General features: G+C 62.6%; 19 protein-coding genes. 16 read left to right on the top strand and 3 right to left on the bottom strand.

Annotated features, from left to right (window positions below):
- Positions 1 to 133: 133 nt before the first annotated feature.
- The 6 genes from cobA to EFR00_RS05960 all read left to right on the top strand — a co-directional run bounded on the left by cobA (position 134) and on the right by EFR00_RS05960 (position 5,223).
- Entirely contained in the window at positions 134 to 973 is an 840-nt protein-coding gene (gene cobA / locus EFR00_RS05985; protein ID WP_077989325.1) for a uroporphyrinogen-III C-methyltransferase, read from the top strand.
- Positions 970 to 2,277 (top strand): cobyrinic acid a,c-diamide synthase CobB, encoded by a 1,308-nt coding sequence (locus tag EFR00_RS05980; protein ID WP_077989324.1) that lies wholly within the window; start codon positions 970 to 972, stop codon positions 2,275 to 2,277. Before cobA ends, EFR00_RS05980 begins: the two co-directional genes overlap by 4 nt.
- On the top strand, positions 2,274 to 3,380 hold the full coding sequence (locus EFR00_RS05975; protein WP_077989323.1) for a threonine-phosphate decarboxylase: 1,107 nt from the start codon (positions 2,274 to 2,276) through the stop codon (positions 3,378 to 3,380). Before EFR00_RS05980 ends, EFR00_RS05975 begins: the two co-directional genes overlap by 4 nt.
- Positions 3,377 to 4,357 carry an adenosylcobinamide-phosphate synthase CbiB gene (gene cbiB / locus EFR00_RS05970; RefSeq protein ID WP_077989322.1) on the top strand — a complete coding sequence of 327 codons (981 nt, stop codon included), beginning with the start codon at positions 3,377 to 3,379 and terminating at the stop codon, positions 4,355 to 4,357. Before EFR00_RS05975 ends, cbiB begins: the two co-directional genes overlap by 4 nt.
- An 87-nt stretch (positions 4,358 to 4,444) precedes the next feature.
- Complete coding sequence (locus EFR00_RS05965) at positions 4,445 to 4,645, top strand: ECs_2282 family putative zinc-binding protein (RefSeq protein ID WP_077989321.1); 201 nt, start codon at positions 4,445 to 4,447, stop codon at positions 4,643 to 4,645.
- A gap of 149 nt (positions 4,646 to 4,794) precedes the next feature.
- On the top strand, positions 4,795 to 5,223 hold the full coding sequence (locus EFR00_RS05960) for a L,D-transpeptidase (RefSeq protein ID WP_077989320.1): 429 nt from the start codon (positions 4,795 to 4,797) through the stop codon (positions 5,221 to 5,223).
- A gap of 82 nt (positions 5,224 to 5,305) precedes the next feature.
- On the opposite strand, the gene EFR00_RS05955 is transcribed toward EFR00_RS05960, so the two are convergent.
- On the bottom strand, positions 5,306 to 6,025 hold the full coding sequence (locus EFR00_RS05955) for a Crp/Fnr family transcriptional regulator (RefSeq protein WP_077989426.1): 720 nt from the start codon (positions 6,023 to 6,025) through the stop codon (positions 5,306 to 5,308).
- Positions 6,026 to 6,392: 367 nt separating this feature from the next.
- Between EFR00_RS05955 and EFR00_RS05950 the strand changes: the two genes are divergently transcribed.
- The 7 genes from EFR00_RS05950 (at position 6,393) to EFR00_RS05920 (ending at position 12,661) form a co-directional block, all read left to right on the top strand.
- Positions 6,393 to 6,671 carry an acyl carrier protein gene (locus EFR00_RS05950; protein WP_003540486.1) on the top strand — a complete coding sequence of 93 codons (279 nt, stop codon included), beginning with the start codon at positions 6,393 to 6,395 and terminating at the stop codon, positions 6,669 to 6,671.
- Between the two features lie 116 nt (positions 6,672 to 6,787).
- Entirely contained in the window at positions 6,788 to 7,270 is a 483-nt protein-coding gene (locus EFR00_RS05945) for a 3-hydroxyacyl-ACP dehydratase FabZ family protein (RefSeq protein ID WP_077989319.1), read from the top strand.
- On the top strand, positions 7,267 to 8,472 hold the full coding sequence (locus EFR00_RS05940) for a beta-ketoacyl-ACP synthase (protein ID WP_077989318.1): 1,206 nt from the start codon (positions 7,267 to 7,269) through the stop codon (positions 8,470 to 8,472). The genes EFR00_RS05945 and EFR00_RS05940 overlap by 4 nt, the downstream gene beginning before the upstream one ends.
- 10 nt (positions 8,473 to 8,482) lie before the next feature.
- Positions 8,483 to 9,769, top strand: a complete 1,287-nt coding sequence (locus EFR00_RS05935; protein ID WP_009993082.1) for a beta-ketoacyl-ACP synthase — start codon at positions 8,483 to 8,485, stop codon at positions 9,767 to 9,769.
- A 56-nt stretch (positions 9,770 to 9,825) separates the two neighbouring features.
- Complete coding sequence (locus EFR00_RS05930) at positions 9,826 to 10,854, top strand: zinc-binding dehydrogenase (protein WP_077989317.1); 1,029 nt, start codon at positions 9,826 to 9,828, stop codon at positions 10,852 to 10,854.
- A gap of 6 nt (positions 10,855 to 10,860) precedes the next feature.
- Positions 10,861 to 11,793 (top strand): lipid A biosynthesis lauroyl acyltransferase, encoded by a 933-nt coding sequence (locus tag EFR00_RS05925; protein ID WP_009990509.1) that lies wholly within the window; start codon positions 10,861 to 10,863, stop codon positions 11,791 to 11,793.
- 175 nt (positions 11,794 to 11,968) lie between these two features.
- Positions 11,969 to 12,661, top strand: a complete 693-nt coding sequence (locus EFR00_RS05920; RefSeq protein ID WP_183757606.1) for a PAS domain-containing protein — start codon at positions 11,969 to 11,971, stop codon at positions 12,659 to 12,661.
- Between the two features lie 5 nt (positions 12,662 to 12,666).
- On the opposite strand, the gene EFR00_RS05915 is transcribed toward EFR00_RS05920, so the two are convergent.
- Together EFR00_RS05915 and EFR00_RS05910 are read right to left on the bottom strand one after the other, a co-directional pair.
- Complete coding sequence (locus tag EFR00_RS05915) at positions 12,667 to 13,026, bottom strand: VOC family protein (protein ID WP_004669769.1); 360 nt, start codon at positions 13,024 to 13,026, stop codon at positions 12,667 to 12,669.
- On the bottom strand, positions 13,027 to 13,425 hold the full coding sequence (locus EFR00_RS05910; protein WP_009994822.1) for a hypothetical protein: 399 nt from the start codon (positions 13,423 to 13,425) through the stop codon (positions 13,027 to 13,029). It lies immediately after the preceding gene.
- A 239-nt stretch (positions 13,426 to 13,664) separates the two neighbouring features.
- Between EFR00_RS05910 and gndA the strand changes: the two genes are divergently transcribed.
- From gndA to EFR00_RS05895, 3 genes are all read left to right on the top strand, one after another.
- Entirely contained in the window at positions 13,665 to 15,116 is a 1,452-nt protein-coding gene (gene gndA, locus EFR00_RS05905; RefSeq protein ID WP_183757608.1) for an NADP-dependent phosphogluconate dehydrogenase, read from the top strand.
- A 143-nt stretch (positions 15,117 to 15,259) separates the two neighbouring features.
- The gene (locus EFR00_RS05900; protein ID WP_077989424.1) at positions 15,260 to 15,754 is read left to right on the top strand and encodes a GNAT family N-acetyltransferase; all 495 of its coding nucleotides are present in this window, start codon (positions 15,260 to 15,262) and stop codon (positions 15,752 to 15,754) included.
- Positions 15,755 to 15,769: 15 nt separating this feature from the next.
- The gene (locus EFR00_RS05895; protein WP_077989315.1) at positions 15,770 to 16,279 is read left to right on the top strand and encodes a GNAT family N-acetyltransferase; all 510 of its coding nucleotides are present in this window, start codon (positions 15,770 to 15,772) and stop codon (positions 16,277 to 16,279) included.
- The last annotated feature ends 38 nt before the right edge of the window (positions 16,280 to 16,317 follow it).

Here is a 16,317-nt window from a genome sequence, read left to right as displayed (position 1 = left end):
CATAGCCTTGTCCGGATTTCCCGAGAATTCGAATCCGCCTCCTCGCAAAGTGAATCATCGTCAACTCAGCAACTTCAAGTGAGGTGGCGCGGGCGGCGTTGACCTTGATCCTTGGTGGGCCTAGATCAACAAAATGATGAACAGCGCATTCTCACATTTGCCGGCGCTGGAGCCGGGCAGTGTCTGGCTCGTCGGCGCCGGTCCCGGCGATCCCGGGCTGTTGACGCTGCTTGCCGCCAAGGGATTGGCGGAGGCGGATGTGGTCGTGCACGACGCGCTGGTCAACGAGGACTGTCTGAAGCTCGCACGGCCAGGGGCGGAACTGGAATATGCCGGAAAACGCGGCGGCAAGCCGTCTGCCAAGCAGCGGGATATTTCGCTCCGGCTGGTGGAGCTGGCGCGCGCCGGCAAGCGGGTGCTGCGGCTGAAGGGCGGCGATCCCTTCGTCTTCGGGCGGGGCGGGGAAGAGGCGCTGACGCTGGTCGAGCACAACATCCCCTTCCGCATCGTACCGGGCATTACCGCCGGTATCGGCGGGCTTGCCTATGCCGGCATTCCGGTGACGCATCGGGAGATCAATCATGCCGTGACCTTTCTCACCGGCCATGATTCCTCCGGGATCGTGCCCGATGCGATCAATTGGGAAGCGATCGGCAAGGGTTCTCCCGTCATCGTCATGTATATGGCGATGAAGCATATCGCCCAGATCAGCGCCAATCTGATGGCGTCGGGCCGCCCGGCGTCCGAGCCGGTGGCTTTCGTCTGCAACGCGGCGACCGGCGCGCAACAGGTGCTGGAGACGACGCTCGGCGAAGCGACCGATGCAGCTGAAGCCTCCGGGCTCGAGCCGCCGGCGATCGTCGTGGTCGGTGAAGTGGTGCGGCTGCGGGCTTCGCTCGACTGGCTCGGCGCCCTTGCAGGCAGGCGGCTGCAGCCCGATCCTTTTGGGCGCTCCGGCAAGGTGACGGCATGAGCGGCCTCCTGATCGCAGCCCCTTCCTCCGGCGCCGGCAAGACGACGGTAACGCTTGGGCTGCTGAGGGCGCTTCGCCGGCGCGGCGTCGCGGTCGCGCCGGGAAAGGCCGGGCCCGACTACATCGATCCCGCCTTCCATGCGGCGGCAAACGGCACGCCCTGCCTGAATTTCGATCCCTGGGCGATGCGCCCGGAGCTGATCTCTGCCAATGCCACGCTGCACCGTTCCGGTGACCGCATTCTCGTCGTCGAGGCGATGATGGGGCTGTTCGACGGGGCGGCTGACGGGAAGGGGACCGCGGCCGATCTTGCCGCCCAGCTCGGTCTTTCCGTCGTGCTCGTCGTCGATGCCTCGCGCATGTCGCAGTCCGTGGCGCCGCTGGTATCAGGTTTTGCCGGTTTCCGCGCCGATGTGCGCGTTGCCGGCGTCATCCTCAACAAGGTCGGCAGCGAGCGGCACGAGGCGATGCTGCGTCAGGCGCTCGAAGCGATTCGCATGCCTGTTATCGCGGTGATCGGCAGCGACAAGGCGCTGGCCTTGCCGGAACGTCATCTCGGCCTCGTCCAGGCCGGCGAACATGCCACCCTCAAGAATTTCATCGACCATGCGGCGGACGCCGTTTCCGAGGAGTGCAATTTCGAATTTCTGCTGCGCATCGCAAGGCAGGGCCTCAACCGGCCGTCGGCGGCCAATATCGACCGACTGATGCCGATCGGCGCCCGGGTTGCCGTGGCGCGCGATGTCGCCTTCGCCTTTTCCTATGAGCATATGCTGCTTGGCTGGCGGCGGCGCGGGGCGGATATCTCCTTTTTCTCGCCGCTTGCCGACGAGGCGCCGGCCGCTGATGCCGATGCGATCTATCTTCCGGGCGGTTATCCCGAGCTGCATGCCGGGCGGCTTTCCCAAGCGCAGAATTTCCGCGCCGGCATGCTCGATGCGGCGTCGCGCGGCATCCGGATCTATGGTGAGTGTGGCGGCTACATGGTGCTGGGCGATGGGCTGATCGATGCGGAGGGCAGGCGCCACGAAATGCTCGGCCTGCTGCCTGTTGTCACCAGCTATGCCAAGCGCCGGCGCCATCTCGGCTATCGCCGTGTGACCCCGCTTGACGGCGCCTTCTTCGCGCGGACCATGACGGCGCATGAATTCCACTATTCAACAGTCGTCTCCGAGGGGGAGGGAAAGCGGCTGTTTACAGCGCAAGATGCGCTCGGCACTGATCTCGGTGCTGTCGGGCTCCGGCGCGGCCAGGTGGCGGGCTCCTACATGCATCTGATCGACCTTGCGAGAGCGGCCGGGTGAGCGCGCCGATCGCCCATGGCGGCGGCATCACCGCCGCAGCCGCCGCTTTTGGCGGCAGGCCAGAGAACTGGCTCGACCTTTCCACCGGCATCAATCCATGCCCGCTCGCCCTGCCGGAGATCCCGACAAGGGCCTGGCACCGTCTGCCGGACAGCTATCTGGTCGACGAGGCAAGGCGGGCGGCGCGGCATTACTATGGCAGCGGCGAGATACTGCCGCTGCCGGTGCCGGGCACGCAATCGGTGATTCAGCTTCTGCCGCGCCTGCTTCGACGGGGACGCCAGTTCGCTGTGACGGATGATAGGGTCGCCGTGACGGACGACAAAGTCGCCGTGACGGACGACAAAGTCGCCGTGACGGACGATAAAATCGCCGTGACGGACAATAGGATTGCCGTGGTGTCGCCGACTTATGGCGAATATGCGCGCGCCTTCGCCTCGGCCGGTTTTGCCGTCGACGCGGTCGACGATATCGCTGCGATCGGCGGCCAATATCGGCTTGCCGTTGTCGTCAATCCGAACAATCCCGACGGGCGGGTATGGCCGGCCGAAGCGTTGGCAGCTCTGCACGACAGGATGAAATCGGCAAACGGACTGCTTGTTGTCGACGAGGCTTTCGGGGATGCCGATCCGGCGCTGAGCCTCGCAGCCCGCGCGCAAGACCTTCCCAACCTGATAATCTTCCGTTCGTTCGGCAAGTTCTTCGGGCTTGCCGGCCTGCGGCTCGGTTTTGCAATCGCGCGCGAGGATATTCTCGCGCGGTTCGAGGACTGGCTTGGCCCCTGGGCGGTCTCCGGCCCGGCGCTGTCGCTTGCCGCCTCGCTGCTTGGTTCGGATGTGGCTGCGATCCGCCGCTCTCTCGATGAACGCAGCGGCGCGCTGCAGGCGGCACTAAGCGCTGCCGGGTTGCGGAGCAGGGGGGGAACGGCGTTGTTCACGCTTGTCGCCGATCCCAGGGCGAGCGACATTTACACGCATCTTTGCCGGCATCATATTCTCGTCCGCAAGTTCGATTATGCGCCGGATTGGCTGCGTTTCGGGTTGACGCCCGATGCGGCGGCGGACAGACGGCTTGGCGCAGCCCTTCAAGGATTTGAGCGATGATGATCGACGAAAACCTCCTCGTGCTGCTTCTGGCGCTGCTGCTCGACCGGATCGTCGGCGATCCGCAATGGCTGTGGTCGCGGGTGCCGCATCCCGTCGTCATCTTCGGCGCGGCGATCTCTTACGCCGATCAGCAGCTCAATCCCTCAAGCCTCACGGGCTCTCAGCGCCGGATGAACGGCGTTGCGGCGATCCTGGCGCTGCTTGTGTTGTCGATCGCTGCAGGCTTCGTGTTCGACCGGTTTTTCGCGCTCTTCGGCCTTGCCGGCCTCGTGCTGGAGGCCGGGCTGGTGGCGATCTTCTTGGCGCAAAAGAGCCTGGCCGATCATGTCGCGGCCGTCGCTACGGCCTTGCGCGGCGAGGGGCTTGCCGGCGGCCGGAACGCCGTCTCCCGCATCGTCGGGCGCGATCCGGAGACACTCGACGAGCCGGCCGTCTGCCGCGCGGCGATCGAAAGCCTTGCAGAAAATTTCTCCGACGGCGTCGTGGCGCCGGCCCTTTGGTATGCCGTCCTCGGGTTGCCGGGCCTGCTCGCTTACAAGATGCTGAACACGGCGGATTCGATGATCGGCCACAGGTCGGAAAAATACATCGATTTCGGCTGGGCCGCGGCTCGGCTGGACGATATCGCCAACTGGCCGGCCGCCCGGCTCTCCGTCCTATTGATCGCCGCCGGCGCCTGGATCCGGCGCGGCATGAGCCCCTGCCGCGAGGCGATCCGGGTGGCGATGCGCGACGGTGGCCTGCACCGCTCGCCGAATTCCGGCCGGCCGGAGGCGGCAATGGCCGGTGCTCTCAACGTCCAGCTCGCCGGTCCGCGCATCTATGGCGGTGTCATCGTGACTGAGCCGATGATCAACAACGCCGGCCGGGACGTTGCCACCGCCGGCGATATCGAGGACGGTGTGTCGGTGTTCTATGCCAGCTGCATGGTGCTTACCGGTCTGATCTTCGGATTGTTTTTATGTTTCTTGTAGGATGTGCCGTGAGGCACCGCAGTGGACACTCCCGCCGCAAAGGTTTATTCGAAGCGCCTCCTATCTCCATCAAACCGGAAAAGAGCAATGACAGTCCAGGTTGAATTGCCGTGCCCGAAGTGCAAGAGCACCAAGATGAAATTCGAGCGCCCCGAGATCCGGGAGACCGACATCATCAGCTGCGCGGCGTGCGGCCATAATCTCGGGACGATGGCCTCGATCCGCGAGAAGATGAACAAGGCCTATCAGCAGCTCAAGCGGCCGTCGGCGGCGCGTAAGCTTCAGTGAACAAGCGCCGCCCCCTTGCGGCGTCTCGGTCACGCTTTCGCTCGTTAGAATTGTGATTACCATTCGGGTTAAAGCTATATAATAAGTATCGTCGTAGTCTCTCTGTCGTGAGGGCGCAATCAAACGCGCGGGTGCGAAGAGGGGTTATCATGAAGACGATTTTTGCGGCCGCGGCCGCAAGTTTATTGCTGCAGTTTTCTCCGGTTGTGGCTGAGGCAGCAACGCTGGTTGCCAATATCAGCATCGGCAAGCAGACGATGACCGTCACCGAGAACGGTTTCGTCAAGTATCGCTGGAAGGTTTCGACCGCGCGCAACGGTTATGTCACGCCGACCGGCTCGTGGAGCGCCAAATGGCTGTCACGCGATCACCGCTCCCGCAAATACGACAACGCGCCGATGCCTTACGCCGTATTTTTCAACGGTGGTTACGCCGTTCACGCCACCTTCGATCTGAAGCGTCTCGGCAGGCCGGCCTCGCATGGCTGCGTTCGCCTGCATCCCGACAATGCGGCGGAGTTCTTTTCGCTGGCGCGGCAGGCAGGTCTCGCCAATACCCGGGTGGTCATCACGCGCTGATCTGAACCTGAATTCGGCGTCCGATCTCGTTACGCGCCGATCCCGGATCAGCGCCTGAACCCGAATTCGGCGTCTGATCGCCTTACGCGCTGATCTTCTCCAGCTCATCCATATCCGGAACGACGATATGTCTGGAGTTCTCGATCAGGATGACACCCCGCTTGCGCAGTCTGGTCATCTGCCGGCTCACGGTTTCGATCGTCAGCCCGAGAAAATCGGCGATTTCGGCGCGCGACAGCGGCAGGTCGAAGGCGGCGCTGATGGCGGTCTGCGGCTCGGCATGGGTGGCGATGAGATGGAGCAGACTTGCGACCTTCTCCTCCGCCGTGCGGCGGCCGAGCGTCAGCATCCATTCGCGCGCCGCATCCAGCTCGTTGAGCGCCTGATCGTGCAGGCTGCGCTGCAGCTCCGGCGTCTCCGCTATCATGCGGTCGAGCAGGTTGCGCGGGAAGACACAGATTTCGGCATCGGTGGCCGCTTCGGCCGACAGCGTGCTTTCACGCACGAAGGGCCTGCCGACGAAATCGGGAGCGAACTGCAGGCCGACGATCTGCTGGCGCCCATCCGGCATCATCTTGCAGAGCTTGACCACGCCGCGCATGATGTTCGAGTAGAATGAGCTCTCCGAGCCTTGGGCAATGATCTCCGACCCGGCTTCGACCTTGCGGCGCAGGGAGTGGCGGTTTAGCTCCTTCAGCTGGGCGTTCGACAAGGCGCCGCAGACGACGCCGTGCCGCGCCTGGCAGGAGCGGCACGCGATGGGCGTGCCGGCCTCGAAAACCTCACTGCGTGCGATGTCCATGTCCTGATCCCTTCGAAAATCCGGCGCATGGCGAGACATGCCCGGACCGCGATCTCCATTTCTTCCAGCGCGGTTTGATGATTATCAAATGACCGGCGTCGCGATTTGATCCAGATCAAACTCAGATGCGGATGTTGGTCGCATCGAGCGCGTCACCTATTTGATTCGGACAGCCTCCCATCTCGCGCCGGGAGGGCCCTGCATCGCCTTTCGGGATTCGCGCAACACGCTGGAGCGTCCGGCACTCCATTGCTGTTTAGGCAACACCCGATTGCCAAATTGCCGCAACGCCCGGACGAAAGCATTGGCTTTTGAAATGGATTTGCCTATGAGGGGGTTTAAATCGTCATTTCATGAGGTACAGCGCGTGACCGCTACATTCGATAAAGTTGCCGACATTATTGCAGAAACCAGCGAGATCGATCGTGCCACGATCACGCCGGAGAGCCATACGATCGACGACCTCGGTATCGACAGCCTCGATTTCCTCGACATCGTCTTTGCGATCGACAAGGAATTCGGCATCAAGATCCCGCTCGAAAAGTGGACGCAGGAAGTCAACGAAGGCAAGGTTTCCACCGAAGAATATTTCGTGCTGAAGAACCTCTGTGCCAAGATTGACGAGCTCAAAGCAGCCAAGGCCTGAGCACATATCAGTCTTTTTTGAACGCCCTGCCGCCCTTGATATGGCGGCCGGGCGGTTTCGTTCCTAAGTAGGCGTCACCGGCGGGCGGATTTTGCCCGTCGGGCCGGAGGATCCGAATGCTGCTGGAATATTTCCAGATGATTGACCGCGTCGAAGCGGTGGACCTGAAGAAGGGCACGCTTGCGGCGCGATCCGTCGTGCCGGCCAAAAGCCCCGTTTTCGACGGCCATTTTCCCGGCATGCCGCTCGTTCCCGGCGTGCTTTTGATCGAGACCATGGCGCAGGCCTCCGGCATGCTGGTGCTTGCAGCCACCAATTTCGCCGCCATGCCCTTCCTGATGTCGGTTGACGGCGCCAAGATGCGCACCTTCGTCGAGCCGGAAGCCGTGCTCGATATCGAGGCGGTGCTGGAGCACGACGGTTCCGGTTTCGCGGTCACCAAGGCCAAGATTACCAGCGGCGGCAAGAAGGTCTGCGATGCGCAGCTGAAACTGCGCACTATGCCCTTCAGCGAGGTGCCGCTCGGCGATATCGTGAAAAAACGCGCCGGCGAAGTCGGGCTTCTCGAAGCGATCGCAGCGCAGGGAGTGATTGGATGAGCAAGGCTGCAAACGACGTCGTTATTTCGGGCGTCGGCATCGTTACCTGTCAGGGCGTCGGCAAGGAGGCGCATATCGCGCTGCTTTCGGCCGAAGGCGCGCCGAACACGGTGGTCGAGACCGAGAAGTTCAAACCCTATCCGGTGCATCCGCTGCCCGAGATCGACTGGTCGCAGCAGATCGCCAAGCGCGGCGATCAGCGCCAGATGGAAAACTGGCAGCGCATCGGCGTCTTCGCCGCAGGGCTTGCGCTCGACGATGCCGGCTTCAAGGACAATATCGAGGCCTGCGGCACGATGGACATGATCGTGGCGGCCGGCGGCGGCGAGCGCGACATCAATGTCGATACGCTGATCGTCGACGAGGGCCTGAAGCGCAACGACCGCGAGCTGCTGCTCAACGAGAAGCTGACGACGGAGCTCAGGCCGACGCTGTTCCTGGCGCAGCTTTCCAACCTGCTGGCTGGCAATATCTCCATCGTTCACAAGGTGACCGGCTCCTCGCGCACCTTCATGGGCGAGGAAGCTTCAGGCGTTTCCGCCGTCGAGACGGCCTTCTGGCGCGTCCGGTCCGGTGAATCCACCCACGCACTCGTCGGCGGCGCCTTTGCTGCCGAACGTCCCGACATGATCCTGCTCACTGAAGCGATCGGCGCGCATACGCGCGACGAATGGGCGCCGCTCTGGTCGCGCTCCGGCCTCGAAGGCGGCGGTATGATCACTGGTTCGGCCGGTGCCTTCCTGGTGCTGGAATCGCGCAAGCATGCGGAAGAGCGCGGCGCGCATATCTATGCGACGATCAGCGCTGTCGAAGGCGACCGCGGCAGCCGTAGCGGCGGCAATTTCGAAGTGCGCATGGAGCGGCTGCTGAAGCCTGCCGCCGAGCTGCCGCCAGAGGCGACGGCGATCTTCTCCGGCTCGACCGGCATGCATGAAATCGCCGCCCGGGAAAAAGCGGTGCTGGAACATCAGCTTCCCGGCGCTGCAATCCGCGGCTTCGGCGGCGTGTCCGGTCACACGATCGAGGCGCATTTCCCGCTGGGACTGGCGCTCGCAGCCCTTGCCATCGATACCAAGGCCAAGGTTCCGCCCTTCGACGCTGCTCATGAAGCGCCGATGAAGGCGGGCACGAAAGCCGCCGTCGTAACGACAGTCGGACACCAGCGCGGCGAGGGCGTCGCCGTTCTTTCCGCAGAGGCGTGAGGAGAGAGATATGACAGCTTCCGCTTACAAGGATCATCTCGGCCGGCCGATCGTCGCAGTGACGGGCATGGGCATCATCACGTCGCTGGGCCAGGGCCTGAAGGACAACTGGGCGGCCCTTTCTTCCGGCACCTCGGGTATCCACGCGATCAACCGCTTTCCGACCGAAGGCCTGTCGACACGGATCGCCGGCACGGTCGATTTCATAGAAATTCCGGTGCCGAACGCCGTCGAGCGCTCCTATGCCTTTGCGCGCGAGACGACCATCGAGGCGCTGGCCGATGCCGGTATTTCAGGCGATTTCAACGGCCCGCTGTTTCTTGCCGCGCCGCCGATCGAGCCCGAATGGAGCGCCCGTTTCGAACTTGCCGACCGTTCGCCGGCTGCCGACCATCCCGGTGATGCCTATGAGCGCTTCCTGACGGCGCTGCGCCAGCGGCCCGACCCGGCGTTCCACGAGGCGGCCCTGTTCGGCGCGATTTCCGAACGCCTTGCCGACCGGTTCGGCACGCGCGGACTGCCTGTGACCCTGTCGACGGCCTGTGCTTCCGGCGTGACCGCGATCCAGCTCGGCATCGAGGCGATCCGCCAGGGCCGCACCGACCGCGCATTGACTGTTGCGACGGATGGCTCGCTGAGCGCCGAAGCGCTGATCCGCTTCTCGCTGCTGTCGGCCCTCTCGACGCAAAACGATCCGCCGACCAAGGCTTCCAAGCCGTTCAGCAAGGATCGCGACGGCTTCGTCATCGCCGAAGGCGCTGCGACGCTGGTGCTGGAATCGCTGGAATCGGCGGTCGCTCGCGGCGCCAAGGTGCTCGGAATCATGAAGGGTGCCGGCGACAAGGCCGACAGCTTCCACCGTACCCGGTCTTCGCCCGACGGCGGCCCGGCGATTGCGACGATCCGCGCGGCCCTTGCCGATGCGGGTATCGACGAGAGCGGCATCGGCTACATCAACGCGCACGGCACCTCGACGCCTGAAAACGACAAGATGGAATATGGCGCCATGTCCGCCGTCTTCGGCGAACGGCTGGTCGGCATTCCGGTTTCGTCGAACAAGTCGATGATCGGCCATACGCTGACGGCGGCTGGCGCGGTCGAGGCGGTGTTCTCGCTGCAGACGATGCTGACGGGCACGCTGCCGCCGACGATCAACTACAACAATCCCGACCCGTCGATCGTGCTCGATGTCGTGCCGAACAAGAAGAGGGAAGCCCAGGTTTCGGCCGTGCTTTCCAACTCCTTCGGCTTCGGCGGGCAGAATGCCAGCCTTGTCATGGCGCTCGAACCGGCTTAAGCGGTTCCCGACAATTTTCGAGATGAGATGACGCCTTCGAGGCGAGGGGTTTTGCCATGCGCGCTTTGCAACTGATCGACGACCGCAAGCTGGAGATCACCGACCTGCCGGAACCGGAGGCGCCGGCCGCCGGCGAGGTGACGCTGAGCGTCAAGGCGGTGGCGCTCAACCATATCGACGTCTGGGGCTGGCGCGGCATGGCCTTCGCTAAGCGCAAGATGCCGCTCGTCATCGGCGCGGAAGCCTCCGGCGTCGTCGAAGCGATCGGGCCGGGTGTCGCCAACGTGTTGCCGGGTCAACTGGTCTCGATTTACGGCGCGCGTACCTGCGGGCTCTGCCGCCCGTGCCGCGAAGGCCGCGACAATCTCTGCGAACACGTTTCCGGCGTGCATGGTTTCCATCTCGACGGTTTCGCGCAGGAGAAGGTCAATCTGCCGGCGCGCCTGCTCGTTCCGGCTCCTCCCGGCGTTGACGCTATCGGCGCGGCGCTTGCGCCGGTCACCTTCGGCACGGTCGAGCACATGCTGTTCGACAATGCCAAGCTCGAGCCCAGCGAAACGATCCTCGTCCATGCCGGCGGCTCCGGCATCGGCACGGCGGCGATCCAGCTTGCCAAGAAGATCGGCTGCACCGTCATCACCACTGTCGGCTCCGACGACAAGATCGAGAAGGCCAAGGCACTCGGCGCCGATCACGTCATCAACTACCGCACCGACCGCTTCGAAGGCGTCGTGCGCAAGCTCACCAAGAAGAAGGGCGTCGACGTCGTCTTCGAACATGTGGGCAAGGATACCTGGGCCGGTTCGATGCTCTGCATGAAGCGCGGCGGGCGTCTCGTCACCTGCGGCTCGACTTCAGGCGTTTCGACCGAAATGAACCTCATGATGCTGTTCCAGCAGCAATTGAAGCTTCTCGGCTCCTTCGGCTGCCGCATGGAAAACATGGCGGATGCGATGCAGAAGATGGGCCGCGGGCTCGTCCATCCCGTCATCGATACCGAAGTCGGCTTCGACGATATCGATCGGGCTCTGGAGCGGATGGAATCGCGCCAGATCTTCGGCAAGATCATCCTGAAGATGGATTGAGCGCTCGTGAAGTTGATCATCACCCGAATCGTGCTGGCGCTAAGGAATTTCCAGCAGTGGCTGGTGGCACAGGCGATGTTCGGCTTCCTGAACCTGCTGAAGCTGTTTCCGGCCGATGGCGCGATCCGCTTTGCCGATAAGGTGATGCGCCGCCTCGGCCGGCGGACCCGCCGCCATAAGCTGATGCTGACCAATCTGCGCAACGCCTTTCCCGAGAAGAGCGAGGCCGAGATCGAGGAGATCGCGCTCGCCAGCTGGGGCAATATGGGAAGGCTTGCGGCCGAATATGTCTTCCTCGACCAGCTGTTCGACTATGATCCTGAAAAATCGGAGCCGGGCAGGGTGGAGGTCTCGGGCATTCCGATCTTCCTCGACCTGCGCGACAATCCGCGCCCCTTCATCGTCTTCACCGGCCATACCGCCAATTTCGAGCTGCTGCCAGTGGCGGGTGCTGCCTTCGGGCTGACGGTAACCGTGCTGTTCCGGCCGCCGAACAACCCTTACGTCGCCAAGAAGGTTTTCGACTTCCGCAGCGCCCGCATGGGCAAGCTGGTGCCCTCTCATGCCGGTTCCTCCTTCGCGCTCGCGCGTCAGCTGGAAGCGGGCCAGGGGGTGGGCGTGCTTGTCGACCAGAAATTCGGCAAGGGGCTGAAGGGCACCTTCTTCGGGCGCGAGGTCAAGACCAATCCGCTGTTGCCGAAACTGGTGCGCCAGTTCGATTGCGAGGTCTATCCGGCGCGCTGCATTCGCCTGCCGGGAAACCGCTACCGCCTGGAAATCGAACCGCGTCTCGATATGCCGCGCGACCAGAAAGGCAATCTCGACCTGCCGGCAGCCGCCCAGCTGCTCAACGACAAGGTGGAGAGTTGGGTGCGGGAATATCCGGAGCAGTGGCTCTGGTATCACGACCGCTGGCAGATCAAGAAGACGCTCGCGTAAGAAGGTCCACCCCCATTTGTCAGCGGTGAAAAGCGGCAGGTGCTCTCGGATTGAAACCGAGTACACTTCATGTTACCCGTCACCACCAGGGCGCGAGTAAAGTCTACCGTAAGGCGCAGTTGCAGTCATATCGGTTATGGACACGCCGCTTGGGACAATGGGAGTGGGAGGCGTCTTGCTGGAGCTTTTTCGAGCCTTTTCCTTGCGCTACGCGCAAATAGAGGAAGCCATACGCCTCGGCGACGATCAGCGCGTCATGTCGCTCGACCGGCATGTCGAGCCGCTGGTCGAGGCGATCCTGGCATGCCGGGCAACCAATCTGCTGGAAGTGTATATGCAATTGCAGTTCGTCAGCCATCTCATCGCCCGGGATGCCGACGACAGTGCCAGCGTCCGAGAACATACGACGGTGCTTTCCTACCTGCTCGACCGCTATTTCGGCACTCATGGGCCGGGCTGGCGGGTGCCTTCGCCGCAGGATGTGCGCATTGAACCGCCGGCAGCCTATGAACCCGACACCGACAATGGCCAGTTTCTCAATGCAGCGATCCTCGAGAGCCTGCCGGATCGGGTAGCGGTGCTGACCAGGGACTATCGCTATCTCTATTCCAATGCGGCCAACAGCGCCCATCTCAACAGGAAGCCGATGGAACTCATTGGCCGGCACATTTCCGAATTCATCGGCGAAGAACGCTTTGCCGGATGCGCCAAACATAAGCTGGACGCCTGCTTTGCCGGCAAGCAGATCGACTACACTTATGAGCGGGCGGCCGGCGGCCGCGCGTCGCGGCAGGTGCGCTGTCGCATGTCGCCGCTGCGCGACGGCGGCGGCACCGTGATCGGTGCTCTGATCGTGATGGGCCAGTAATCAGATCAGGCAGTCGCCCAGACGGCGAGCTCATAACCGTCTCTATCAAGGAAATGGAAGCGGCGGCCGCCGGGAAAATCCGTGATCGGCCGGCAGATCGTGCCGCCGGCTCTTTCGACCGACGTCAGCACCTCCTCCAGATCATTGGCGTAGACGACAACAAGCGGACCGCCCGGCCGGACGGGTCCAAAATCGGTGAAGCCGCCCTTGAGACGGCCATCGTCGAATTCGCAGTAGTTCGGACCGTAATCGGTGAAACGCCAGCCGAAGGCCGAGCCGTAAAAGGCTTTGGCGGCGGCAATGTCGGCGACGTTGAACTCGACATAATCGATGCGGCGGTCGTGGTTTTCTGACTTATCGGCCATTTATCTCTCCATCAGGGCTTTCAGCATGGCGAGGTCCTTCTCGACATGGGCGGCGTCGGCGGAAAACTGCGCGTCGGTCATGCCGGGCAGACGCAGCAGCGTAAACATGATCTCGCAACCATCGCCGTTCGGCACGATGCGCAATGCATTATAGACCCTGAGACCGGATTCGATCGTCACCGTATGGTCGATCACGCCGAATTCATTGGCGGGCACGAAGCTCACCTTGACAGTGCCGAGAGCCCCATGGGCGATCCAGTCGGCGCCATTTGGCTCAAGGCCGCTTGCGAGGCCGGAGGCCCAGAGCGGCATATTCTCCGGCTTGCCGGCGAACTCATAGACGTCGCGCCAGTCACGCTCGATCGATTGGTGGATGATTTTTGCAGGCATTGTCGACATGGCTTGCAGATCCTTGATCTTGATCGAGCGAGAGTAACAACCCACCCGACCCATGATAACACGAGACAGGGCATTAGAGATGCGCTAAGGGCAGGTCACACCACATTGCTGCTGGCCGATCAGAGGCGGGTTGTCGGACAAGCCGGTATTGAAAGCTTCATTTCATTGGCTTTTGCGAACCGATTAGACCCTTGGCAGACTTGCCGTTTGAGCGAGACAGTGCCACAACACCGGTCCAAATGACACATCGGAGGTTTGTCGTGGAAAAGGCAGAAATCGGACTGATCGGCCTTGCGGTCATGGGCTCCAACCTGGCGCTCAACATCGCGGAGAAAGGCAATAAGATTGCGGTGTTCAACCGCACGCCTGAGAAAACCGACGAATTCTACGAAAGCGCCGGCGATCTGAAAAAGCAGATCATTCCCTGCAGGACCATCGAAGAGTTCGTCGATGCGATCCGGCCGCCGCGGCCGATCATCATTATGATCAAGGCGGGTGACGCCGTCGACCAGCAGATGGAGGCGCTGCGCCCGCATCTGTCCAAGGGCGATATCATGATCGATGCCGGCAACGCCAATTTCCGCGACACCGTCGCCCGCTTCGACCGTCTTAAGGATACCGATCTCACCTTTATCGGCATGGGCGTTTCCGGCGGCGAGGAAGGTGCGCGCCACGGTCCGTCGATCATGGTCGGCGGCACCGAAGAGTCCTGGAAGCGCGTCGAAAAGGTGCTGACCTCGATTGCCGCCCGCTACAATGACGAGCCCTGCGTCGCCTGGCTCGGCAATGACGGCGCCGGCCATTTCGTCAAGACCATTCATAACGGCATCGAATATGCCGACATGCAGATGATCGCTGAAATCTACGGCATTCTGCGCGACGGCCTCGGCAAGACTGCCTCCGAAATCTCCGGCATCTTCGGCGAATGGAACAAGGGCCGGCTGAACTCCTACCTGATCGAGATTTCCGAGAAGGTGCTGGCGGCGACCGATCCGGTTTCCGGCGGCCCGATGGTCGACATGATCCTCGACAAGGCCGGCCAGAAGGGCACCGGCAAATGGTCGGCGATCGAGGCGCAGAACATGGGCATTCCGGCAACGGCGATCGAAGCCGCGGTTGCCGCCCGCAGCCTTTCCTCGATGAAATCGCAGCGCGAAGCCGCCGAAAAGATTTTCGGCACGCAGGCCGCTTCTTTCCCGATTGCCTACGGTCCCGAGCTCAACAAGGATCTGGAACTGGCGCTCTTTGCCGCCAAGATCGGCGCCTACGCCCAGGGTTTTGCCGTGATGGCGGAAGCCTCGCGCGAGTTCAACTGGTCGTTGCCGATGCCGACGATTGCTAGGATCTGGCGTGCCGGCTGCATCATTCGCTCGCAGTTTCTTGATGAGATCACCTCGGCATTCACCAAGGCTCCCGACGCTGCGAACCTGATCGTCACGCCAGCCTTCTCGGAGATGGTCAAGGAATCGATCCCGGCGCTGCGTCGCGTCGTCGCTGCCGCCATCTCGGCCGGCCTGCCAGTGCCGGCGCTGACCTCGGCACTCACCTATTTCGACGCCTACCGTCAGGGCAGGGGTACAGCCAACCTCATCCAGGCCCAGCGCGATTTCTTCGGCGCCCATGGTTTCGACCGCCTGGATGGTAAGGATTTCCACCACGGCCCCTGGGGCAGCGGCGCGGCGACCTTCTGAGGTTTTCTGGAAAGAGATCGAGAAGCCCGGCCACCGCGCCGGGCTTTTTCGTGGTTATGCGTACCACTGCGCCGGTGCAAAACAGCGCGCAAGCGAGGAAAAGTGTAGGACTTAATCTGGTGCACCCGAGGAAATGGATGGAGATGCTAATCCGATACGAGACGCCGGCGGATATCGACGCGATCCATGATCTGACGTCGATCGCCTTCGCGCCTATGCCTTACAGCGACGGTACGGAGGCGGAGATCATCCGGAGGCTTCGCGCGAGCGGCGACCTGACGATATCATTGATCGCCCATGAGGACGGCGAGATGCTGGGGCATGTTGCGTTTTCGCCGGTGACGATCAACGGCGTGCATGACGGCTGGTTCGGATTGGGTCCGATATCGGTCAGGCCGGAGAAGCAGCGGCAGGGTATCGGCAAGGCGCTGATCGCAAAGGGACTCGCATTGTTGGAGGAGATGGGAGCCAGCGGATGCGCGCTGATCGGCAATCCCGAGGTCTATCGCAGCGCGGGCTTCAGCAGCGACGGAAGACTCAGCTATCACGATCTCGATACGCGGTTCGTGCAGCACATTGTCCTCCGCGGGCCGGCGCCGAGTGGCACGCTTCGGTTCGCTCCGGCGTTCGAAAGCTAGCAGAAAGGCGATGACATGCCCGGAACCGGCGCCATCACTCTCCGAACCGAGCGGCTGATTCTCCGCAAGCCTGAGATCGACGATTTCGAAGCCTATGCGGCGCTGATGGCTTCGCCGCGGTCCGCCGGGATGGGCGGACCATTCGATCTGCGGGCGGCGTGGGGGATGTTCTGCCACGACGTGGCGCTCTGGCAGCTTTTCGGGCATGGAGCTCTGATGATCGAGCTGGCGGAGAATGGCGAATGCGTCGGCCAGGTGGGGATCAATCATGGGCCGCTCTTTCCTGAGAAGGAGTTGGGGTGGTTCGTCTATGATGGGCATGAGGGCCGCGGTTATGCGACCGAGGCAGCCCTGGCGCTGCGGGACTGGGCCTTTTCGGCGCTAAAGCTTTCATCGCTCGTCAGCTATATTGCTCCCGGCAATGCCGCATCCGTTGCCGTTGCCGAACGGCTGCGGGCACGTCTCGACCCCACGGCGCCCCGGACAGATCCTGCCGATCTCGTCTATCGTCACTCGGCTTCGTGAGATCATGCCCGCAGGCGTAACGCGGTTGACGGACGTCT

It is taken from the genome of Rhizobium sophoriradicis, assembly GCF_003939025.1.
Lineage (GTDB): Bacteria > Pseudomonadota > Alphaproteobacteria > Rhizobiales > Rhizobiaceae > Rhizobium > Rhizobium sophoriradicis.
This window is presented reverse-complemented; position numbering and strand designations above follow the sequence as displayed.

Bases quoted from the DNA above. Each gene is read 5' to 3' on its own strand.
- cbiB (WP_077989322.1), top strand. From the start codon at position 3,377: ATGATGATCGACGAAAACCTCCTCGTGCTGCTTCTGGCGCTGCTGCTC.
- EFR00_RS05910 (WP_009994822.1), bottom strand. From the start codon at position 13,425: ATGTCGACAATGCCTGCAAAAATCATCCACCAATCGATCGAGCGTGAC.
- cobA (WP_077989325.1), top strand. From the start codon at position 134: ATGATGAACAGCGCATTCTCACATTTGCCGGCGCTGGAGCCGGGCAGT.
- EFR00_RS05965 (WP_077989321.1), top strand. From the start codon at position 4,445: ATGACAGTCCAGGTTGAATTGCCGTGCCCGAAGTGCAAGAGCACCAAG.
- EFR00_RS05940 (WP_077989318.1), top strand. From the start codon at position 7,267: ATGAGCAAGGCTGCAAACGACGTCGTTATTTCGGGCGTCGGCATCGTT.
- EFR00_RS05960 (WP_077989320.1), top strand. From the start codon at position 4,795: ATGAAGACGATTTTTGCGGCCGCGGCCGCAAGTTTATTGCTGCAGTTT.
- EFR00_RS05935 (WP_009993082.1), top strand. From the start codon at position 8,483: ATGACAGCTTCCGCTTACAAGGATCATCTCGGCCGGCCGATCGTCGCA.
- EFR00_RS05900 (WP_077989424.1), top strand. From the start codon at position 15,260: ATGCTAATCCGATACGAGACGCCGGCGGATATCGACGCGATCCATGAT.
- EFR00_RS05930 (WP_077989317.1), top strand. From the start codon at position 9,826: ATGCGCGCTTTGCAACTGATCGACGACCGCAAGCTGGAGATCACCGAC.
- EFR00_RS05980 (WP_077989324.1), top strand. From the start codon at position 970: ATGAGCGGCCTCCTGATCGCAGCCCCTTCCTCCGGCGCCGGCAAGACG.
- EFR00_RS05915 (WP_004669769.1), bottom strand. From the start codon at position 13,026: ATGGCCGATAAGTCAGAAAACCACGACCGCCGCATCGATTATGTCGAG.
- EFR00_RS05895 (WP_077989315.1), top strand. From the start codon at position 15,770: ATGCCCGGAACCGGCGCCATCACTCTCCGAACCGAGCGGCTGATTCTC.
- EFR00_RS05955 (WP_077989426.1), bottom strand. From the start codon at position 6,025: ATGGACATCGCACGCAGTGAGGTTTTCGAGGCCGGCACGCCCATCGCG.
- gndA (WP_183757608.1), top strand. From the start codon at position 13,665: ATGACACATCGGAGGTTTGTCGTGGAAAAGGCAGAAATCGGACTGATC.
- EFR00_RS05945 (WP_077989319.1), top strand. From the start codon at position 6,788: ATGCTGCTGGAATATTTCCAGATGATTGACCGCGTCGAAGCGGTGGAC.